This is a genomic window from Pelomonas sp. Root1237, assembly GCF_001425055.1.
Taxonomy (GTDB): domain Bacteria; phylum Pseudomonadota; class Gammaproteobacteria; order Burkholderiales; family Burkholderiaceae_C; genus Pelomonas.
Genome location: NZ_LMDK01000022.1, coordinates 52,044 through 69,200, shown reverse-complemented (window position 1 = coordinate 69,200; position 17,157 = coordinate 52,044). Strand labels below are relative to the sequence as shown.

At 68.8% G+C, this 17,157-nt stretch carries 20 protein-coding genes and 1 pseudogene; 13 read left to right on the top strand and 8 right to left on the bottom strand.

Features of this window, described 5'->3' with window-relative positions; genetic code table 11:
* Positions 1–254: 254 nt before the first annotated feature.
* Positions 255–614, bottom strand: coding sequence for an NIPSNAP family protein (locus ASC91_RS27975; RefSeq protein WP_056205431.1), 360 nt, complete (start codon positions 612–614; stop codon positions 255–257).
* A gap of 40 nt (positions 615–654) precedes the next feature.
* On the opposite strand from ASC91_RS27975, the pseudogene ASC91_RS30565 reads away from it, so the two are divergent.
* Both ASC91_RS30565 and ASC91_RS27970 read left to right on the top strand, forming a co-directional pair.
* A pseudogene (locus ASC91_RS30565) lies at positions 655–804 on the top strand (IS30 family transposase); the annotation flags it as partial.
* 315 nt (positions 805–1,119) lie between these two features.
* On the top strand, positions 1,120–2,202 hold the full coding sequence (locus ASC91_RS27970; RefSeq protein ID WP_056205429.1) for an alpha/beta fold hydrolase: 1,083 nt from the start codon (positions 1,120–1,122) through the stop codon (positions 2,200–2,202).
* Between the two features lie 135 nt (positions 2,203–2,337).
* On the opposite strand, the gene ASC91_RS27965 is transcribed toward ASC91_RS27970, so the two are convergent.
* Positions 2,338–3,123 (bottom strand): SDR family NAD(P)-dependent oxidoreductase, encoded by a 786-nt coding sequence (locus ASC91_RS27965; protein ID WP_056205427.1) that lies wholly within the window; start codon positions 3,121–3,123, stop codon positions 2,338–2,340.
* A 170-nt stretch (positions 3,124–3,293) separates the two neighbouring features.
* Between ASC91_RS27965 and ASC91_RS27960 the strand changes: the two genes are divergently transcribed.
* From ASC91_RS27960 to ASC91_RS27940, 5 genes are read left to right on the top strand one after another with little or no spacing between them, the layout of a single operon-like run.
* The gene (locus tag ASC91_RS27960; protein ID WP_056205425.1) at positions 3,294–4,013 is read left to right on the top strand and encodes a GntR family transcriptional regulator; all 720 of its coding nucleotides are present in this window, start codon (positions 3,294–3,296) and stop codon (positions 4,011–4,013) included.
* Positions 4,010–4,798, top strand: a complete 789-nt coding sequence (locus ASC91_RS27955) for a transporter substrate-binding domain-containing protein (protein WP_056205423.1) — start codon at positions 4,010–4,012, stop codon at positions 4,796–4,798. Before ASC91_RS27960 ends, ASC91_RS27955 begins: the two co-directional genes overlap by 4 nt.
* An 18-nt stretch (positions 4,799–4,816) precedes the next feature.
* Entirely contained in the window at positions 4,817–5,485 is a 669-nt protein-coding gene (locus ASC91_RS27950; protein ID WP_056205422.1) for an amino acid ABC transporter permease, read from the top strand.
* Entirely contained in the window at positions 5,482–6,135 is a 654-nt protein-coding gene (locus tag ASC91_RS27945; RefSeq protein WP_056205420.1) for an amino acid ABC transporter permease, read from the top strand. Before ASC91_RS27950 ends, ASC91_RS27945 begins: the two co-directional genes overlap by 4 nt.
* A complete protein-coding gene (locus tag ASC91_RS27940) occupies positions 6,119–6,901 on the top strand; it encodes an amino acid ABC transporter ATP-binding protein (RefSeq protein WP_056205419.1) in 783 nt (260 codons plus the stop codon). The genes ASC91_RS27945 and ASC91_RS27940 overlap by 17 nt, the downstream gene beginning before the upstream one ends.
* Here ASC91_RS27940 and ASC91_RS27935 read toward each other — a convergent pair.
* Complete coding sequence (locus ASC91_RS27935; RefSeq protein ID WP_056205417.1) at positions 6,887–7,780, bottom strand: LysR family transcriptional regulator; 894 nt, start codon at positions 7,778–7,780, stop codon at positions 6,887–6,889. The genes ASC91_RS27940 and ASC91_RS27935 overlap by 15 nt on opposite strands.
* 81 nt (positions 7,781–7,861) lie before the next feature.
* Between ASC91_RS27935 and ASC91_RS27930 the strand changes: the two genes are divergently transcribed.
* Genes ASC91_RS27930 through ASC91_RS27920 form a run of 3 tightly spaced genes read left to right on the top strand, consistent with a single transcriptional unit; the run spans position 7,862 to position 9,438 of the window.
* Complete coding sequence (locus tag ASC91_RS27930) at positions 7,862–8,608, top strand: sulfite exporter TauE/SafE family protein (protein ID WP_056205686.1); 747 nt, start codon at positions 7,862–7,864, stop codon at positions 8,606–8,608.
* A gap of 54 nt (positions 8,609–8,662) precedes the next feature.
* Positions 8,663–9,046, top strand: coding sequence for a DUF427 domain-containing protein (locus ASC91_RS27925; protein WP_056205416.1), 384 nt, complete (start codon positions 8,663–8,665; stop codon positions 9,044–9,046).
* An 11-nt stretch (positions 9,047–9,057) separates the two neighbouring features.
* The gene (locus tag ASC91_RS27920) at positions 9,058–9,438 is read left to right on the top strand and encodes a DUF1801 domain-containing protein (protein ID WP_056205414.1); all 381 of its coding nucleotides are present in this window, start codon (positions 9,058–9,060) and stop codon (positions 9,436–9,438) included.
* Here ASC91_RS27920 and ASC91_RS27915 read toward each other — a convergent pair.
* The 5 genes from ASC91_RS27915 to ASC91_RS27895 form a co-directional block, all read right to left on the bottom strand.
* Complete coding sequence (locus tag ASC91_RS27915; RefSeq protein ID WP_056205413.1) at positions 9,435–10,013, bottom strand: HD domain-containing protein; 579 nt, start codon at positions 10,011–10,013, stop codon at positions 9,435–9,437. The two genes, ASC91_RS27920 and ASC91_RS27915, sit on opposite strands and share 4 nt — an antisense overlap.
* Before the next feature lie 78 nt (positions 10,014–10,091).
* Positions 10,092–10,916, bottom strand: a complete 825-nt coding sequence (locus tag ASC91_RS27910; RefSeq protein WP_056205411.1) for a class I SAM-dependent methyltransferase — start codon at positions 10,914–10,916, stop codon at positions 10,092–10,094.
* 22 nt (positions 10,917–10,938) lie between these two features.
* Positions 10,939–13,452, bottom strand: a complete 2,514-nt coding sequence (locus ASC91_RS27905) for an ATP-binding protein (protein ID WP_056205410.1) — start codon at positions 13,450–13,452, stop codon at positions 10,939–10,941.
* Positions 13,453–13,641: 189 nt separating this feature from the next.
* A complete protein-coding gene (locus ASC91_RS27900; protein WP_056205408.1) occupies positions 13,642–14,454 on the bottom strand; it encodes an ABC transporter substrate-binding protein in 813 nt (270 codons plus the stop codon).
* A complete protein-coding gene (locus ASC91_RS27895) occupies positions 14,451–15,083 on the bottom strand; it encodes an HD-GYP domain-containing protein (protein ID WP_056205407.1) in 633 nt (210 codons plus the stop codon). Before ASC91_RS27895 ends, ASC91_RS27900 begins: the two co-directional genes overlap by 4 nt.
* A gap of 159 nt (positions 15,084–15,242) precedes the next feature.
* Between ASC91_RS27895 and ASC91_RS27890 the strand changes: the two genes are divergently transcribed.
* The 3 genes from ASC91_RS27890 to ASC91_RS27880 all read left to right on the top strand — a co-directional run bounded on the left by ASC91_RS27890 (position 15,243) and on the right by ASC91_RS27880 (position 17,130).
* Positions 15,243–15,794 carry a response regulator gene (locus ASC91_RS27890; protein ID WP_235532135.1) on the top strand — a complete coding sequence of 184 codons (552 nt, stop codon included), beginning with the start codon at positions 15,243–15,245 and terminating at the stop codon, positions 15,792–15,794.
* A gap of 14 nt (positions 15,795–15,808) precedes the next feature.
* Positions 15,809–16,546, top strand: a complete 738-nt coding sequence (locus tag ASC91_RS27885) for an Hpt domain-containing protein (RefSeq protein ID WP_056205403.1) — start codon at positions 15,809–15,811, stop codon at positions 16,544–16,546.
* A 206-nt stretch (positions 16,547–16,752) separates the two neighbouring features.
* Positions 16,753–17,130 carry a response regulator gene (locus tag ASC91_RS27880; protein ID WP_056205400.1) on the top strand — a complete coding sequence of 126 codons (378 nt, stop codon included), beginning with the start codon at positions 16,753–16,755 and terminating at the stop codon, positions 17,128–17,130.
* The last annotated feature ends 27 nt before the right edge of the window (positions 17,131–17,157 follow it).

Genomic DNA, 17,157 nt, shown 5'->3' with positions numbered 1-17,157 from the left:
CAAATCAGGGCGAGCGTCGGAAAGCCAGATCGCCGGCCATCGTGCTCGGGACTGTCGCGGCCTTGGTCACTGCGGGTGCCGTGTCGTGGGCCACGCCGGACGGCAACCTCGTTGTGACCCTGGTGCCAGCGCTGGCAGTTGGCCTGGTCGTATTCGGCGTTGCGTTGTGGCGCTTGCGGCGTGTCCACGCAGGTCCTTGAAGCCCTCTCTCACTCAAGGTTTGAGACCTGCCCGGCCATTTTCGATTGGGAGACCTACTCGCTCGCCGGCTCAAGGAAGCATCGTCGATAGCTCTTGAAGGGCGGGTCCGCGAACCGCGTATTGGCCTCTATCCCTTCAGGGTCGGCCGCCACGCTTTCACGGTAGCGGCGGTAGGCGTCGTCGTCAGAGAAGGCGAACAGGGCGACGGCTTCGTTAGCGGGGCCGGTGGCACCCAGGCTCGCGAAGCTCATGGCTGACCCAGCCGGCGCCTCGCGTGGCATGAAGAAGCCGTGGTGGATGCCACCATGGCGGCGGATGAGGCGGACCCAGGTGCGGGCGTAGTCCGCGAACTCGTCCAGTCGATGGGGGTCAAGTTCGTAGCGAACTTCGCAAACGAGCTGGTAGTCGAGCATGGGGCTCAAGTGTCTTTGTGAGCAGCAGGGGTGTTGATGGAAAGAATACCTGCCAAAGGACATCGACATCTCGGGCTACTCCGAACTACAGCTCAACTCGATCGCCAGACAATTGAACGAGAGGCCGCGCAAAACGCTCGCCTTCCAAACGCCCGCTGAGAGACTCAGCGAATGTGTTGCGTTGACTGGTTTGATCCGCCGCCTATGGCGGGCATTCGACCGGCACGCCAATCCCGGGATTTCGGCGCGGCAGTTCGGCGACGGGCGAGACGTGACGATCTCGAAAGCCGCGCACTTCGTGCGACGGGTCGCCGCTGAAGACTTCATGCGAGTCGATTGAGATAGCGCCTCGCCACGGTTGCCCGGCAAGGAGGGTTTTCCAGCTCGTGTTGCCGCTTCAGACACGCTCCACTGGCAGGCCAAAGTAAGGGCTGGGGCATCCTTGGCCGGGACGCAGTCGGGCCCAATCCAAGGTGCAAGTGCCGCATGCCAAGAGGAGCCCAACATGATTCCCGATGTCGGCTTGAAGTGGGTGATCAGTGTTGCCACGCTCGCCCTGACCGCATTCACCGTTCTGTCCGCCGACGCCGCGGACGCTCCCGCAGTCAAGGAGGGCGACTGGGTGGTGCGGGACTTTCGCTTCCATACGGGCGAGGTGCTTTCCGAGCTTCGCATTCACTACACGACCGTCGGCGCGCCGACGGGCGAGCCGGTCCTGGTGCTGCATGGCACCACGCAGTCGGGCACCAGCATGCTGGCTGCCGCCTTTGCCGGTGAGCTGTTCGGTGCGGGTCAGCCGCTGGATGCCAGCCGCTACTTCATCGTGCTGCCCGACGCCATCGGGCACGGCAAATCGAGCAAGCCGTCCGATGGGCTTCGGATGGCTTTCCCCAAGTACAACTACGACGATCTGGTCGAGGCCCAGCATCGGTTGCTGACCGAGCATTTGGGCATACGCCGCCTGCGGCTGGTGCTGGGGTTCTCGATGGGCGGTATGGAGACGTGGCTCCTGGCCCAGAAGTACCCCGACATGATGGACGCCGCAGTCCCCATGGCCTCGTTGCCGGTGGAGATGTCCGGCCGCAACTGGATGCTCAGGCGCCTCATCATCGACTCCATCCGCAACGACCCCGATTGGCTCAACGGCGGCTACACCAAACAACCACGCAGCGCGCAGTTCGCCTCGGTTTTCTATGGCCTGGCTACCAGTGGCGGCAACCAGGCACTCAACAAGATCGCACCGGTGCGGGCCAAGGCGGATGAGCTCGTCAATAGCCGCCTGGCCGCCGCCTACAGTGCCGACGCCAACGACGTGCTCTACCAATGGGAGTCGTCACGTGACTACAACCCGGCCGCCGGGCTTGAGCGCATCACGGCCACGTTGTTGGCCATCAATTCAGCCGATGACGAGCGCAATCCACCCGAACTGGGCGTGATGGAGCGCGACATCAAGCGCGTGAAGAACGGCCGTGCCCTGCTGATACCCGCGTCCGACCAGACTGCGGGCCACGGCACGGTCTTCCAGGCAAAGTTTTGGAAGAAGGAGCTGATGGAGCTGTTGCAGGCGGCCCCACGTGAGGCGAAGTAGGTGCGAGATGGCAGCTCTACATGCACGCTCGTTTCAGGCGTTGGGTTTCGGCGCCGCGCTCAATGCGCTTCCGTTTCCTGCATGTCCCATATCCCCTTCCAGCTTGAAGCAGCCTATAGCGCCGGACTGGCCTCCCTAAAACGCACTCTTCGTCGTCCCGCCATCCACCCGCAGCGCCGCCCCCGTCGTGGCCGAGGCCAGGGGGCTGGCGACATAGGCCACCAGGGACGCCACCTCCTCGGGCGTTCCGAAGCGCTTGATCAGCGAGGTCGGCCTGACCTTCTCGAAGAACTCGGTCTCGAACTCGGCAAAGGATTTGCCCTGGGAGACTTGCTCGACGAATTCATTGACGCCGCGCGAGCGCGTCGGGCCGGGCAGCACGCTGTTGACGGTGATGCCGGTGCCGGCAAGGGACTCGGCCAGGCCACGCGAGACGGCGAGCTGGGCCGTCTTGGTCATGCCGTAGTGAATCATCTCCGCCGGGATCTGTACGGCGCTTTCGCTGGAGATGAAGATGATGCGGCCCCAGTTGGCCGCCTTCATCGCCGGCAGCACCAGCCGCGCCAGGCGCACGCCGCTGAGCACGTTGACGTCGAAGAAGCGCTGCCAATCGGCGTCGGGGATGTCCTCGAAAGGCTTGGCTTCGAAGATGCCCAGGTTGTTGACCAGGATCTCGATGCCGGGGTGCGCGCGCACCAACGCCTCGGCCACGTCAGGCTGGCTGAGGTCGCCCGCAAAGCCGAACACCTCCTGGCCGGTGGTGGCCAGGATGGAGGTGACGGCGGCGTCGACCGCGGGCTGCATGCGGCCATTGACGATGACGCGCGCGCCCTCGGCGGCCAGGGACTGTGCGATGGCATGGCCGATGCCGGCCGTGCTGCCCGACACGAGGGCGAGGCGGTTCTTCAGTTGCAGGTCCATGGCAAGCCTTCCAAAAAGAATGAAGCTAGCCGATGCGGAACGACCCGATCCGCATTGGGGCTGTTCCGCACCGCGCCGGTGCGACAAGGCGCTCAGCCGGCCCAGTTTTGTGCGCATGACTTGCATACAAGCCAGATGAGCGCTGGCATGGAAGCTGCGAAGCCCCCGCCATGGGCATCTCGGCCACCGACATCAGCCAGCGCATCATCGAAGCGGTGCTTGCGCAGAAGCTCGCGCCTGGCGCGCGGCTGGGTGAGCAACAGCTGGCGATGCTGTTCGACTGCAGCCGCACCATCGTGCGCGAGGCGCTGACGCGGCTGGCGGCGCGCGGCATCGTCACCGTCAGCGCGCGGCGCGGCTGGTATCTGATCGCGCCGACGCCGGACGAGGTGCGCGAGGCCTTCGAGGCGCGCCGCGTCATCGAACTGGGCCTGATCCGCGGCCAGCCGCAACTGCCTGCCGACGCGATCGCGCGGCTCAACCAGCATCTGCAGCAGGAACAGGCGGCGCTGCGCGGCGACGACGTCGGCACGCGCAGCTTCCTGCTCGGTGACTTCCATGTCTGCCTGGCCGAATGCCTGGGCAACAGCCTGCTGGCCGACACGCTGCGCGACGTCACGGCGCGCACGACGCTGATCGCGATGCGCTACCAGTCCTCCCACGATGCGGCGCTGTCCTGCCAGGACCACGTCGCCATCGTCGAAGCCCTGGCCGCTGGCGACAGCACCCGCGCCGAGGCGCTGATGGCCGAGCACCTGTCCAGCGTGCAGGCCGCGCTGCGCCTGCCCGCCGACGACGACCCGTTGCAGCAGCTGCGCGAAGCCCTCGCGCCGCTGCCTTCCACGACTTCCTCCACCGCCGAACCCGCCTACCTAGGAGCCCTGCTATGACCTTGACGCTTTCCCGCCGCCTGACGCTGATCGCCGGCCTGAGCCTGTTGGCCGCCGCTGCCCAGGCCCAGACCGCGCTGGACACCATCACGAAGAGCAAGGCGATCAAGATCGCCATCCCGACGGACTACCCGCCCTACGGCTTCGTCGGCCCCGACATGGCGCCGCAGGGCCTGGACGTGGCGGTGGCCCAGCTCATCGCGGCCAAGCTGGGCGTCAAGGTGGAGCTGGTGCCGGTGACCAGCGCCAACCGCATTGCCTATCTGCAGACCAAGAAGGCCGACCTGGTCATCTCGACGCTGGGCAAGAACCCCGAGCGCGAGAAGGTCATCAACTTCAGCGCCGCCTACGCGCCCTTCTACCAGGCCGTGTTCGCGGCCAAGAGCCTGCCCATCAAGACCTGGGCCGACCTGGGCGGCAAGAGCGTGGCCGTCACGCGTGGCGCGATGGAGGACCAGGAGCTGGCCAAGGTGGCGCCGGCCACGCTGGAATACAAGCGCTTCGAGGACAACAACGCCACCATCGCCGCCTTTGCCGCCGGCCAGACCCAGCTGCTGGCCACCAGCGCCGCCGTCGCCGGCAACCTGATGCAGCGCAACCCGGGGCTGAACACCGAATACAAGCTGCTGCTCAAGGACAGCCCGTGCTTCGTCGGCGTCGCCAAGGGTGAGGACGCGCTGCTGGCCAAGGTCAACGACATCATCGCGGCGGCCAAGGCGGCCGGTGAGCTGGAGGCGCTGTCCAAGAAGTGGCTGGGCCGTGGCACCGGCGACCTGCCGCTCTGACGCGAAGCGAGCGAAGCCATGATCAGCTTCGATTTCCTCGCGGTGCTGGCCGAATGGCCGCTGCTGCTCAAGGGCCTGGCATGGACGCTGGGGCTCACCCTCATCGCGACGCCGCTGGGCCTGCTCATCGCCACGCTGGGCGCCTGGTCGCGCGCCAGCGGCCCGGTGTGGCTGCGCCGCCTGCTCGGTGCCTACGTCGAGCTGCTGCGCAACACGCCCTTCATCGTGCAGCTCTTCTTCATCTTCTTCGGCCTGCCGGCCGCGGGCGTGAAACTGTCGCCCGAGGCTGCGTCGCTGATCGCGATGACATTGAACCTCGGCGCCTATGGCACCGAGATCCTGCGTGCCGGTATCCAGGCCACGCCGCGTGGGCAGTGGGAGGCGGCGCAGAGCCTGGCGCTCAGCCCCGTGCAGGTGTTCACGCGCGTCGTGCTGCCGCCGGCCCTGCAGCGCGTGTGGCCGGCGCTGACGAGCCAGATCATCATCGTCATGCTGGGCTCGGCCGTCTGCGGGCAGATCTCCACCGAGGAGCTGAGTTATGCAGCCAACCTCATCCAGAGCCGCAACTTCCGCGCCTTCGAGGCTTTCATCATCGCGACGCTGGCCTATCTGGCCCTGGCCATCGCAGCGCGCAAGCTGCTGAGCTGGGCCGGCCCGCGCTTCATCTTCGGAAGGCGGTCGGCATGATCGAGTTCACCCTGTGGGACATCGTGCGCAACCTGCTGCTGGCGCTGCGCTGGACGGTGGCCCTGTCGGTCATCGCCTTCATCGGCGGCGGCCTGGTGGGCGGCCTGCTGCTGACGCTGCGCATCGGCATGGGCGCCCGCACCCGGCGCGCCATCGCGCTCTACGTGCAGCTTTTCCAGGGCACGCCGCTGCTGATGCAGCTTTTCCTCGCCTACTTCGGCCTGGCCCTGCTGGGCCTGGAGGTGTCGGCCTGGACGGCCGCGGCACTGGCGCTGACCCTCTACACCAGCGCCTACCTCGTCGAGATCTGGCGCGGCTGCGTGGACGCCGTGCCGCGCGGCCAGTGGGAGGCGGCGCGCAGCCTGGCACTGAGCTTCGGCGAGCAGCTGCGCCACGTCATCCTGCCGCAGGCCGGCCGCCTGGCCATCGCGCCGACGGTGGGCTTCCTGGTGCAGGTCATCAAGGGCACGGCGCTGGCGTCGGTCATCGGCTTCATCGAGCTGACCAAGGCCGGCAGCATGATCGCCAACGCCAGCTTCAAGCCCTTCCTCGTCTTCGGTTGCGTGGCGCTGCTGTACTTCGCGCTGTGCTTCCCCGTCAGCCTCTTGGCACAACATCTGGAAGGCAAAGCCCATGGCCGCCCAACTTGAAGACCTGCAGGCCGCGCCCGTCGTGCCTGGCGCGCCCATCGTGCGCATCACCGCGCTGCGCAAGTCCTATGGCGCCAACGAGGTGCTCAAGGGCATCGACCTCGACGTGCTGCGCGGCGAGGTCATTGCCATCATCGGCAAGAGCGGCTCCGGCAAGAGCACGCTGCTGCGCTGCATCAACGGGCTGGAGCAGTTCCAGGACGGCTCGCTGACCGTCAACGGCAAGCCGCTGCTCTACGAGAGCGCGATGGCCATGCGCGCGCTGCGCCAGCAGGTGGGCATGATCTTCCAGGGCTTCAACCTGTTCCCGCACCTGAGCGTGGGCCGCAACGTGATGCTGGCGCCGACGCTGGTGAAGAAGCGCAGCGCGCACGAGGCGGCCGAGCAGGCGTCGAAGCTGCTCAGCCGTGTCGGCTTGGCTGAAAAGTTCGACGCCATGCCCGACCAGCTCTCCGGCGGCCAGCAGCAGCGCGTGGCCATCGCCCGCGCGCTGGCGATGGAGCCGGCGGTTTTGCTGTGCGACGAGATCACCTCGGCGCTGGACCCGGAGCTGGTGGGTGAGGTGCTGCGCGTCGTCGAGACCCTGGCCGACGAAGGCATGACGCTGCTGATGGTCACGCACGAGATGAGTTTCGCCCGCAAGGTGGCGGACCGCGTCATCTTCATGCACCAGGGCCGCGTGCACGAGATCGGCCCGCCGGCCGCGCTCTTCGGGGCGCCGCAGACGCCGGAGCTCAAGCAGTTCCTGTCCTCATTGCACGACTAGAGCATCGAGCAGCGCGGCGGCGCCGGGCGTGAGTTCGCCGAAGCACAGCAGTAACTGGCGCACGGCCCAGGCATCACTCAGCCGGCGGACACGGACACGTGGACCAGCCAGCCGCGCCGCGGTCAGTGCCGGCACGACAGCCACACCGACGCCATCGGCGACGAGGCGCAGCATGGCGTCGAAGCCCTGCACCTGCACGCGGTGGTGCAGGCCACGGCCATGCTGCAGCGCGCGGGCCTGCAGGAAGCGGCTCAGGCCCGCCTCTGCCGGCAGCCCGACGAAAGGTTGGGCCAGCAACTCGGTGAAGGCGATGGCCCGTGCCCGGCCCTTCACCCATGCGGCGGGCAGCACGGCGACGAGCTCGTCCCGACGAAAGGGGCGCGTCGCCAATCCTTCGGTATTGACGTAGTCGGCCACGATGCCGAGGTCCGCGCGCTCCTGGCGCATGGCGAACAGCACGTCCTGGCTGTCCAGTTCGCGCAGTTCCACGTCGATGTCCGCGTGGGCCGCGAGAAAGGGGCCGAGCAGCGGCGGCAGATGCTCGCTGATCGCGGCGGTATTGCACAGCAGCCGCACTGTGCTGCGCACGCCGTGGGCATGCGCGGCCATGCCGGCGTGCAAGGCCTCCATCTCGCGCTGCAGCCGACCCGCATGGCGCAGCAGCGTGCGGCCGGCGTCGGTCAGCGTGACGCCGGTCTTGGCGCGCTGCATCAGCACGGCGCCCACGACCCGCTCCAGCGCCTGCAGCCGCGTGCTCGCGGCCGCCAGGGACAGGTGCACGGCCCGTGCACCGGCCGTGATGGTGTGGCCTTCAGCCACGGCAGCGAACAGGCGCAGGTCGAAGGGGTCGATGCGGTAGTGGGGGTTGCGTGCGGTCATGGCTCATCCTTCGGCAATGCCTGAGGATAGGCGCGGCATTGCGCGATGGACGCAGGCCACCGCCGCCCGGACCATGCCGGCATGGATGACATCGACTGGCTTTCCGCCGGCCTGCTGGGCTGGGTGGCATTGACTTTTCTGCTCGCCGGCCTCGTCAAGGGCGTGTCGGGCATGGGCCTGCCCACGCTGGCGATGGCATTGCTGAGCCTGCACCTGCCGGCGGCACCGGCCGCCGCGCTGATGCTGCTGCCGGCGCTGTTGACCAATGTCGCCCAGTGCCTGGGCTCGCACGCGGCCGGGCTGTGGCGGCGGCTCTGGCCGCTGTGGACCGGCCTGGTGCTGGGCACGTTGTTCGCCCCGGTGCCCAGCCTCAGCACGGGCCATGGCGGCGCGCGGCTGGCGCTGGGCGCAGTGCTGGTGGCCTATGGCGTGTTTGGTCTGTGCCGGCCGCGGCTGCCGGACCTGGGTCGGCATGCCGGCTGGCTAGGTGCGCTGGCCGGTTTGCTCGGCGGTGCGGTCAGCGCGGCCACCGGCGTCTTCGTGCTGCCCATGGTGCCTTTTCTGCAATCCTTGCAGTTGCGGCGGGGCGCCTTGATCCAGGCTCTGGGCATCAGTTTCATGCTGGCCTCCCTCGCCCTGGCTGCACGGCTGGGCGGCCTGGATGCGGCAGCGCCGCCCGACCCCTGGGCCAGCGGCGTGGCGTTGGGCGCGGCGTTTGCCGGCATGGCGCTCGGCGCGCGCCTGCGCGAGCGCCTGCCGACCCTGATGTTCCAGAGGGCGCTGTACGCCATCTTCCTGCTGCTGGGCTTGCTGATGTTGCGGCGCTAGGAACGGCGATTGCCGCGGGACGGGCCGTCGCCGTTGACGCATGAAAGGACCCCCATGAGCAAATCCCCTGGGCATCGGGACCATCCCGAACACACGGTTGCCGAAACCCGTCTCGCTCACCGGGTCACGGCACGCATCGACGGCCAGGTCGTCGCCGAATCGGATGACGTCATCCGTGTCGACGAGACCGGCGCGCCGCCGCGCTTGTACTTCCCGCGCGACAGCGTCAAGGTCGACAAGCTGGAACGAAGCGAAACCCAGACCCACTGCCCCTTCAAGGGCGATGCCACCTACTACAGCGTCACCCAGAACGGTCGCAGCCTCAAGGACGCGATCTGGTCCTACGAGGCGCCCTATGACGAGCACGCCGCACTGAAGGGCCGCATGGCCTTCTATGACGAGAAGCATGCCGGCATCACCTTCAGAGAAGCTGGCTAAGCTTGCGGTCCATGAGCACATCGAAATCCACGCCGCCGGCCGCGGCATTGATCGACGAACGCATCGAGAGCCTGGGCGGCTGGCGCAGCGAGATGCTGGCCGCGCTGCGGGCGCTGATCCACGAGGCTGACCCCGACATCGTCGAGGAGTGGAAATGGAGCAATCCGGTGTGGTCGCATGACGGCATCGTCTGCACCGGCGAGGCCTACAAGAGCGCCGTGAAGATGACCTTTCCCAAGGGCGCTTCGCTGGCCGACCCCAAAGGTCTCTTCAACTCCAGCCTGGAAGGCAATGTGCGTCGCGCCATCGACTTCAAGGAAGGCGACAAGATCGACAAGGCGGCGCTGAAAGCCTTGATCAAGGCGGCTGTGAAAGCCAACCAAAAGGCCTAAGCCTTCATCGCCGCCTTGTAGACCGACTGGCGCGGCTGGGCCATCAGCCTTCTGAGCATGGGCTCGAAGAACGCCAGCGGCAGCGCCTGGGCGTGCGGGTCGAAAGCCGGGTTGTCGTAGCGCTCGACGAACTCGGCCGTGCGCCCGAAATGCGGATGGCCGCGGAACTGCTCGCGCATGTCGCGATCCAGGCCGATGTGGTGGAAGAAGTTGTGGCCCTGGAAGATGCCGTGCTGCTGCACCATCCACAGGTTCTCTTCCGTCACGAAGGGCTTGAGGATGGCGGCGGCGATGTCGGGGTGGTTGAACGAGCCCAGCGTGTCGCCGATGTCGTGCAGCAGCGCGCAGCAAACGTACTCCTCGTCGCGCCCGTCGCGATGGGCCAGCGTGGCGGTCTGCAGGCAGTGCGTCAGCCGGTCGACCGGGAAGCCGCCGAAGTCGCCGTCCAGCAGGCGCAGATGCTCGAGCACGCGGTCAGGCAGGCTGCGGGCCATCTTCATCGCCTCGGGCACGATGAGACCCCAGTCTTCGCGGCTGCTTTCGTCCATGCGTGTGAAGGTGGCGCGTGCGGTCATGACGGCTCCAAGCGGTGCGGCGATTCTGCGCGGCCGGCGCGGTGAGGGGCTGTCACCTGCGGCACTGTGCGGCAACCGCTATCCCGCCGCCACGATCACATGGGCCTGGATCTTGCCCGCCACCACGCCTTCGCCGTGGCGGCTGGCGATCGCCTCGGTGGCACGGTCGATGGCGAGCTGGAGCAGGCCGGCGTCGCGTGCCTCGATCTCGTTGCGCAGCGGTGTTCCCTGGCAATAGGCCGTGGCGGCGGCGCGAGCCGAGGATGCGTGACTCAGCTTCGCGCGCGTCTCGATCGTGATCTCGGTGAAGCCCGCGCGACTCAGGTCTCCACGGATCAGCGCAACGTCGTGATAGCCGTGCGGTGTGCGGGCGAGAAAGCGCGGCGGGTCGTGCGCAAACACCGTGGCGACGGCGTGGGTGACCTCGTCGGCAAAGGTGTTCTCCTCGATGCGGTCCCAGACGGTGAAGACAAAGCGCCCAGCGGGCTTGAGCACGCGCCGTGCCTCCGCGTAGCCGGCGGCGCGATCAGGAAAGAACATCGCACCGAACTGGCAGCAGACGGCGTCGAAGGCGCCGTCGTCGAAGGGCAGGGCCAGTGCATCCGCCTGCCGCCATTCGATGCGGCTGTCGGCGCCTTGCTGGCTGGCGGCGTAGTCGAGCATGGGCTGGTTCAGGTCGGTCACCACGTAGCGCGCGGCGGCGCCGAGTCTCGGCGCCAGCGCGCGGGTGACCGCACCGCTGCCGGCGGCCGTTTCGAGCACGGTGCGCGGCGAGCCGGCCGCGACCAGCGCCGCCGTGTCGGCGGCATAGCCGTCGAAGATCAGCGGGACCATCAAGGTGTCGTAGAGCCTCGGGATCGAGCCCGCGAACAGCTTGTCGCTCGTCTTGTCGCTGTCAGCCATGAGGTTCCCTTCGATGTTGCCGTCAAAGCGCCGCCGGCGTGGTGTCGCCAAAGCGCGTGGCGGGAAGTGCCAGACTGATGACGGCGCCCCCACCGGCGCGGTTGGCCGCCCAGACGCGGCCATCGTGAGCCTCGGCGATGCGCCGGCAGATCGCCAGGCCCAGGCCCGTGCCGCCGGCGGCGTTCTTGGTGGCGCTGGACTGCACGAAGGCCTCGAAGATGCTCTCCAGCTCGTCCGGCGGAATGCCGGGGCCGCGGTCGGCGACGTCGACGCGCACTTCGTCGGCCGCATCGTCCTGCCAGGCGGTCACCTCGATGTGGCCGCCCACGGGCGAGAAGCGGATGGCATTGGCGAGCAGGTTGCGCAGCAGTTGCTGCAGGCGTCGCGGGTCGGCCAGCACGACGAGGTCCTCGTCGCCCAGGGCCATGGCCAGGCTGAGCTGACGTGCGGCCAGCAGGGGCTCGAGTTCGCGGCCGACCTCGACGGCCAGTGGCCTCAGGTCCAGGCGCTCGGGATGCAGCGGTTCTGCGCCGCGCTCGATCTTGCTGAGGTCGAGCAGGTCGTTGACGAGGCTGAGCATGCGCTGGCCGGCGTGGTGCACGTCGCCGAAGAGCTCGGCCAGGCGGGGCTCGGCACGCGCGCGCCGCGCGCCGATCTCGGAGAAGCCCAGGATGGACTGCAGCGGTGTGCGCAGCTCGTGGCTGACGTTGGCGATGAAGTCGGACTTGGCCCGCGAAGCGTGCAGGGCGGCGTCGCGGGCGGCGCGCGTGGCGCGCTCGGCCTCGCGGAATTCGCTGATGTCCATGAAGCAGACGACGATGCCCATGGGTCGGCCGTGGGCGTCGGGAAAGGTGGACTTGCTGATGTAGAGGTCGCGCCGGCGGCCATCGCCGCCTTGCCAGACGGCCTCGTAGTTCATTTCGCCGCCGCGCGCCAGCAGCTCGGCGTCGCGGCTGTCGTGCAGGGCGGCCTCCTCGGGGCGCAGATAGCTGGCGGCCTTGCGGCCCAGCACCTCGCTGCGGCGCCGGCCGGTGAACTGCTCCCAGGCGCGGTTGACGTCGAGGTAGCGGTTGTCGCTGTCCAGCACCGACGTGGGCAGCGGGCTGCTGGACAGCAGCGAGCGCGCCAGGCCGAGCTGGGCGCGCAGTTCGGCCTGGGCGCGCATCAGGCCGCTGACGTCGGCCGCGCTGCCCACCCATTCGAGGACACCGGCCTGGCGGCGCAGCGGCACCAGGTGGATCTCGAAGCTGCGCGCCTTGCCGTCGGCCGCGATCCAGTCGGCGCGCAGTTCGTGCGGCCGGGCTTCGTGAACGTCGCCGGCCGCGAACAGCGTGGCCACGGCCGGCGAGCCGCCGAACAGCTCCTGCAGCGGCCGGCCCAGCACCTGGGCGACGGGATGGCCGCTGAGGCGGGCATAGCCCTCGTTGATGAAGGTCACCTGGCCGGCTGCGTTGGTGCGGAACAGCAGGTCCTGCACGCTGCCGAAGATGGCGCTGAGCTCGCGCTCACGCTCGGCGACCTGCCGCTGGGCCTCGTCGAGATCCAGCATGGAGCGCTCGCGCGCGTGCAGGGCCGCCGCGCCCACGGCCGACAGCACGAGCAACGCGGCGGCGATGCCGATGGCGGGCAGGCCGAGGTCCCAGGCGGTGGACAGCCACTGGGTGCGCAACTCGTCCTGGGGCAGTTCAACGACGACGACGAGGGGGCGGGTGCGCAGCGCGCGAAAGGCACCGAGCTGGTCGGCATCGCGCAGGCCCGGGCCGTCCCAGCGGCCGTATTCGCTGCCGGTGCGCACGCGCGCCAGCGGGCCGGTGGGCAGTTGCAGCGAGGCCAGGCGTTCACCTGCCAGGTGGTCGGCACCGGCGGTCACGGCGAGCAGCCGGCCGTCCAGGTCGACGAGTGCCGCCGCGGCGCGAGCGTCGTTCAGCGTCAGTTCCTGGAAGTTGGCCAGTGCGTCGGGGTTGAGCAGGGCGGCGAGCAGGGCCGGCCGCCCGCCGGGGGTCCTGATGCCGCGCAGCAGCGGGATGAAGCCCACCCCCGGCGGCACGACGGCGGCCGCGCTGCCTGGTGCGACTCCGGCGAGGCTGGCCAGGCTGCGCGCGGCGACGAAGCCGCCGAGCGAGTCCTGGCCCAGGGCCGGCAGCGGGCCAAGCCTGGCCGTGGCGATCTGCGCACCGCGGTCGGCGGGGTCGGCGGCGGCCAGCACGTGGCCGGCCTCGTCGAGCAGGGCGACGCCGCGCAGGAAACCCAGGCTGGCCTGGGTCTGGCCGAGCAGGGCCTGCAGCACCTCGGGTGGGGCACCGCGCTCGGCCACGTCGGCCAAGCCGGCCAGGGCCAGCTGGGCGGCGTCCAGACTGCGGCTGGCGTGGTCCTCGAGCACGCGCGCGAGCAGCGCCTGGCGGGCGGCGGCCTCGGTCGTCTGCTCGCGCTTCTCGCGCCAGATGCTGTAGCCCGCGCCGGCGAGCAGCGTGGCCGCGAGCAGGACGCCGGCGCTGGCTGTGATGATGCTTGGGCGCCAGCGACTCCGGTGGGGCATGTCAGCCGTCCCTTTCGTGTTTGTAGCGACCGCGACGTGTGGGGCAGCATTGCGGGCCGAGCGCCGGGCCGCTCCCAAGCCGGCCCATTGGGCGATGTGCTTGTCGGCCAATCCGGCAAGCATCGCCGTCCCCAAGGGGGACCGGCCAGGATTGCCCGCGTCCAGCGAGGCGAGACTGGACGAGGGGCCTCATCTCTCGCGCACGATGGCGCTCAAGCCGTGGCGCTTGGCGGCGGCCTGCAGCCGGCCGTCGCGCTGGATACGCCCAACGAATTCATCCACAGCCGTCAGCCAGGCGGCGTCGCCGGGCTTGACGGCATAGGCATAGGGCAGCACGAAGAAGGGCGTGGGCGGCGCGACGAGGCGGGCCCAGTCGGCGTTGTCCAGCAGGCGGCGGCTGTAGGGGTAATCGGTCATGAAGGCGTCCACGCGGCCGGCCTCGAGTTCGCGCTCGCGGGTGTCGGGTGGCCGCACGACGACGAGGTTAGCCTGTTTGAGGGCACCCGCCATGACGGGTTCCATGAAGGTGCCGGCCTGCACGGCGATGCGCACGCCGGGGCGGTCCAGGTCTTGCCAGCTCTTCACGACGCGGCTGCTGCGCGTTGTCACCGCATAGATGTCGCTTTCCAGATAGGGCCGGCTGAAGCGCAGTGCTTGAGCGCGTTGTGGCGTCATGCCGACGGCGAACATCGCAACGTCGCAGCGGTCGCGCAGCAGGTCCTCGATGAGGGTCGCGAAAGAGGAGTCGACATAGACGGGCTTGACCTTGAGGTCGGCGGCGAAGGCGGCCGACAGGTCGATGTCGATGCCCGACAGCTGGCCGGTGCGCGGGTTGCGCAGCGAGATGCCGTAGTAGTCGGGCCAGATGCACACCCGCAACTCGCCGCTGTCCTGCACGCGCTGCGAAGGGGTTGTGTTGTTGGGGGCCGCTGAAACCGGTCCGGCGGCGACGGTGGCCAAAAAGCCGAGAAGGCCGAGCAGCGCGGCAGCCAGCCGCGTCATGCCCTCTCTCCGGCGCGCGTCGCGTTGACGCGGTCGCGCAGCGCGATCAGCTCGGGGGCATGGGCCAGGAAGGCGGCGACGATGGCCGGGTCGAAGGCGCTGCCGGCCTGCTCGGCCAGCATCGCCAGCGCGCGGTCGTCGGCGCGGGCCGGGCGGTAGCTGCGGGGCAGGGTCAGTGCGTCGAAATAGTCCACGACGGCAACGATACGCCCAGACAGCGGAATGGTCTCGCCACTGAGGCCTTCGGGATAACCGCTGCCGTCCCAGCGCTCGCGGTGGTACAGGGCGATTTCGGCCGCCAGGGCGAAAAGGGGCAGGCTTGAGCCGCTGAGCAGGGCCGCGCCACGGTGCGGCAGGGTGCGCCGGCGGTGGTGCTCTTCCTCGGCCGTCAGCGGCCAGGGCGGTACGGCGCTGGCAGGGCTGGCGTCGAGCTCGCCGATGTCGTGCAGGGGTGCGGCCAGGCGCAGTTGGCGGGCGCTGTCGGCGTCCATGCCCACATGCACGGCCAGGGCCTCCGCCAGATGCCCGAGCCGCACGCGATGGGCGCTGCGGTCATGGTCCTCGTCGAGGGCAGGATGGGGCAGCGCCAGCGGGGGTGTGGATGGGTCGAAGGCGGCGGTGAACAACATGGCTGGCTCCGTATCGGTGCCGCATTCTCCGATGCGATCATTTTTATCAAATATTCCAACTCGGCGATTGCCGGCAAATTCGGCAAAATATCGCAAGTGAACCGCACCCCCTCCACGCCCGACACCTGTTCGACCACCGAAGCCGCCCAACAGCTGGGCATGGCTGTGCGCTCCGTGCAGCTGATGGTCGACCGTGGCGAATTGCAGGCCTGGAAAACGCCAGGCGGCCACCGCCGCATCCTGCGCAGTTCGCTGGAGGCCTGGCTCGCCGCCCGCGCCGGCCGTGCGACGACAGCGCTGCCAGGCACTGGCGCCCGAGCGAACGAACGCCCCTTGACCTTGCTGCTCATCGAGGATTCGGTGCACTTCCAGAACCTCATCAGCCTGGTCGTCAAGCGCGAACTGCCCGAGGCCGAGCTGCACGTCGCCTCCGACGGCATCGCCGGCCTGGCCATGGCCGGCCGCCTGGAACCGGACGTGCTGCTCATCGACATCCTGCTGCCGGGCATCGACGGCGCGGCGCTGATCACCAGCCTGCGCTCTCACCCACAGTTCGCGCGCAGCCGCCTCATCGTTGTGACCGCGCTGGACGAGGCGCAGCGTGCGCCGTATGCCTTTGCGCTGGAGGGCGTGCCGCTGGTGCACAAGACGGCCCTGGTCACCGAGCTGCCACCGCTGCTGGCCGAGGCCGCAGCGGCCCAGCCGACCTGAGCGCGCGCATACCTATGCCCGCGCGCTTGCTGCTGATCGAGGATGACGTCTCGATTGCCCGCTTCGTCGAATTGGCTCTCGAGGAGCTGCCGGACCATGACCCGGCGGCGCCGGCGGTCGAGCTGAGCGTCGTACGCCGCCTGGCCGATGCCCGCGACGCGCTGGCTGGCGGCGGCTGGCAGCTCGTCGTCAGCGACCTGATGCTGCCCGACGGCTCCGCCGAAACCCTGCTCGCAGAGGGCCTGGCCCAGGCTGCCGGTGCGCCACCGTGGGTGATTTTCAGCGCTGGCGTTCACCCCGACCATCATGCGGCGCTGGCCGCCCGCGGCGTCGTGCGCACGTTGCGCAAACCCGTGCCGCTGACCGAGTTGCTGGACACGGTCAGCGAGCTGCTGCGGGGGCGCGCCCTGGCCACCGCACCGGTCGCGGCCTTGGCCACGGGCGTTGACCCGGTGCTGCAGCATTTCGGCGGCGATCGGGCCCTGTACGAGAGTTTTCGCGCCGGCTGCCTGGACCGCTTTGCGGATGATCTCGCGCAGGGCAATGCGGCCGTCGCCAGCGGCGATGCGCCCGCATTGCGCCGCGTCGCTCATGGCCTGAAGGCCGTGCTGGAGCTGCTGGGCCATCCCGCCCTGGCCGCCCAGGCCCGCGCGCTGGAGATGGCGGCGGCGGACGGGGCGCCAGGCAGGCCCTTGCCCGACGGCTGGCTGCCGCTGTCGCGGGCGCTGGCCGAACTGCGTCGTCGCGCCTAGGCGATTTTCGCCGCGGCCGCCTTGCAATATTTGGCAAATCCAGCGCGACGCCACCCGTTCAGGGGCGGTTGCATTGATCATTCGTATTAATAGATTTGATAATCAGCGCAAAATCCCGAGTCATGTTCCTATGCCTGTCCCCTGCCGATGCCGTGTTGCCCGATCCAGGCGCTTGCAGCCTGCCGTCTGCTTTTGAAGGGGCGGGCATGACGACAAGCCAGGTTCTCTACGTCGAGGACGATCCCGTCAACGTGATGCTGATGCAAGGCATCCTGGAGCTGCGCCCCGGCTGTAGCCTGCTGGTGGCGCGCAGCGGCGCGGATGCCCGACGCCTGGTGGCGCAGGATCGCGTCGATTTGCTGTTGTGCGATCTGCGCCTGCCCGATATTGGTGGCGACGAATTGCTGACCCAGCTGCGCGCTGCCGGCCTGCCCGACGGTGTGCCGGCCCTGCTGGTGACGGCCGAGTCCGAGTTCGTCGCTTCCCAGCTGGCGCGCCGCCATGGCTTTGACGGCTACTGGAACAAGCCTCTTGACTTAGCCGCCACGCTGCGCAGCCTTGAGCATTGGCTTCGCGGCCAATGAATTTGCGGGCCGAGCGCCGAATCGTCC

Bases quoted from the DNA above. Each gene is read 5' to 3' on its own strand.
- ASC91_RS27940 (WP_056205419.1), top strand. From the start codon at position 6,119: ATGGCCGCCCAACTTGAAGACCTGCAGGCCGCGCCCGTCGTGCCTGGC.
- ASC91_RS27915 (WP_056205413.1), bottom strand. From the start codon at position 10,013: ATGACCGCACGCGCCACCTTCACACGCATGGACGAAAGCAGCCGCGAA.
- ASC91_RS27965 (WP_056205427.1), bottom strand. From the start codon at position 3,123: ATGGACCTGCAACTGAAGAACCGCCTCGCCCTCGTGTCGGGCAGCACG.
- ASC91_RS27910 (WP_056205411.1), bottom strand. From the start codon at position 10,916: ATGGCTGACAGCGACAAGACGAGCGACAAGCTGTTCGCGGGCTCGATC.
- ASC91_RS27975 (WP_056205431.1), bottom strand. From the start codon at position 614: ATGCTCGACTACCAGCTCGTTTGCGAAGTTCGCTACGAACTTGACCCC.
- ASC91_RS27970 (WP_056205429.1), top strand. From the start codon at position 1,120: ATGATTCCCGATGTCGGCTTGAAGTGGGTGATCAGTGTTGCCACGCTC.
- ASC91_RS27950 (WP_056205422.1), top strand. From the start codon at position 4,817: ATGATCAGCTTCGATTTCCTCGCGGTGCTGGCCGAATGGCCGCTGCTG.
- ASC91_RS27930 (WP_056205686.1), top strand. From the start codon at position 7,862: ATGGATGACATCGACTGGCTTTCCGCCGGCCTGCTGGGCTGGGTGGCA.
- ASC91_RS27955 (WP_056205423.1), top strand. From the start codon at position 4,010: ATGACCTTGACGCTTTCCCGCCGCCTGACGCTGATCGCCGGCCTGAGC.
- ASC91_RS27945 (WP_056205420.1), top strand. From the start codon at position 5,482: ATGATCGAGTTCACCCTGTGGGACATCGTGCGCAACCTGCTGCTGGCG.
- ASC91_RS27920 (WP_056205414.1), top strand. From the start codon at position 9,058: ATGAGCACATCGAAATCCACGCCGCCGGCCGCGGCATTGATCGACGAA.
- ASC91_RS27885 (WP_056205403.1), top strand. From the start codon at position 15,809: ATGCCCGCGCGCTTGCTGCTGATCGAGGATGACGTCTCGATTGCCCGC.
- ASC91_RS27895 (WP_056205407.1), bottom strand. From the start codon at position 15,083: ATGTTGTTCACCGCCGCCTTCGACCCATCCACACCCCCGCTGGCGCTG.
- ASC91_RS27905 (WP_056205410.1), bottom strand. From the start codon at position 13,452: ATGCCCCACCGGAGTCGCTGGCGCCCAAGCATCATCACAGCCAGCGCC.
- ASC91_RS27925 (WP_056205416.1), top strand. From the start codon at position 8,663: ATGAGCAAATCCCCTGGGCATCGGGACCATCCCGAACACACGGTTGCC.
- ASC91_RS27900 (WP_056205408.1), bottom strand. From the start codon at position 14,454: ATGACGCGGCTGGCTGCCGCGCTGCTCGGCCTTCTCGGCTTTTTGGCC.
- ASC91_RS27960 (WP_056205425.1), top strand. From the start codon at position 3,294: ATGGGCATCTCGGCCACCGACATCAGCCAGCGCATCATCGAAGCGGTG.
- ASC91_RS27935 (WP_056205417.1), bottom strand. From the start codon at position 7,780: ATGACCGCACGCAACCCCCACTACCGCATCGACCCCTTCGACCTGCGC.
- ASC91_RS27890 (WP_235532135.1), top strand. From the start codon at position 15,243: ATGGCTGTGCGCTCCGTGCAGCTGATGGTCGACCGTGGCGAATTGCAG.
- ASC91_RS27880 (WP_056205400.1), top strand. From the start codon at position 16,753: ATGACGACAAGCCAGGTTCTCTACGTCGAGGACGATCCCGTCAACGTG.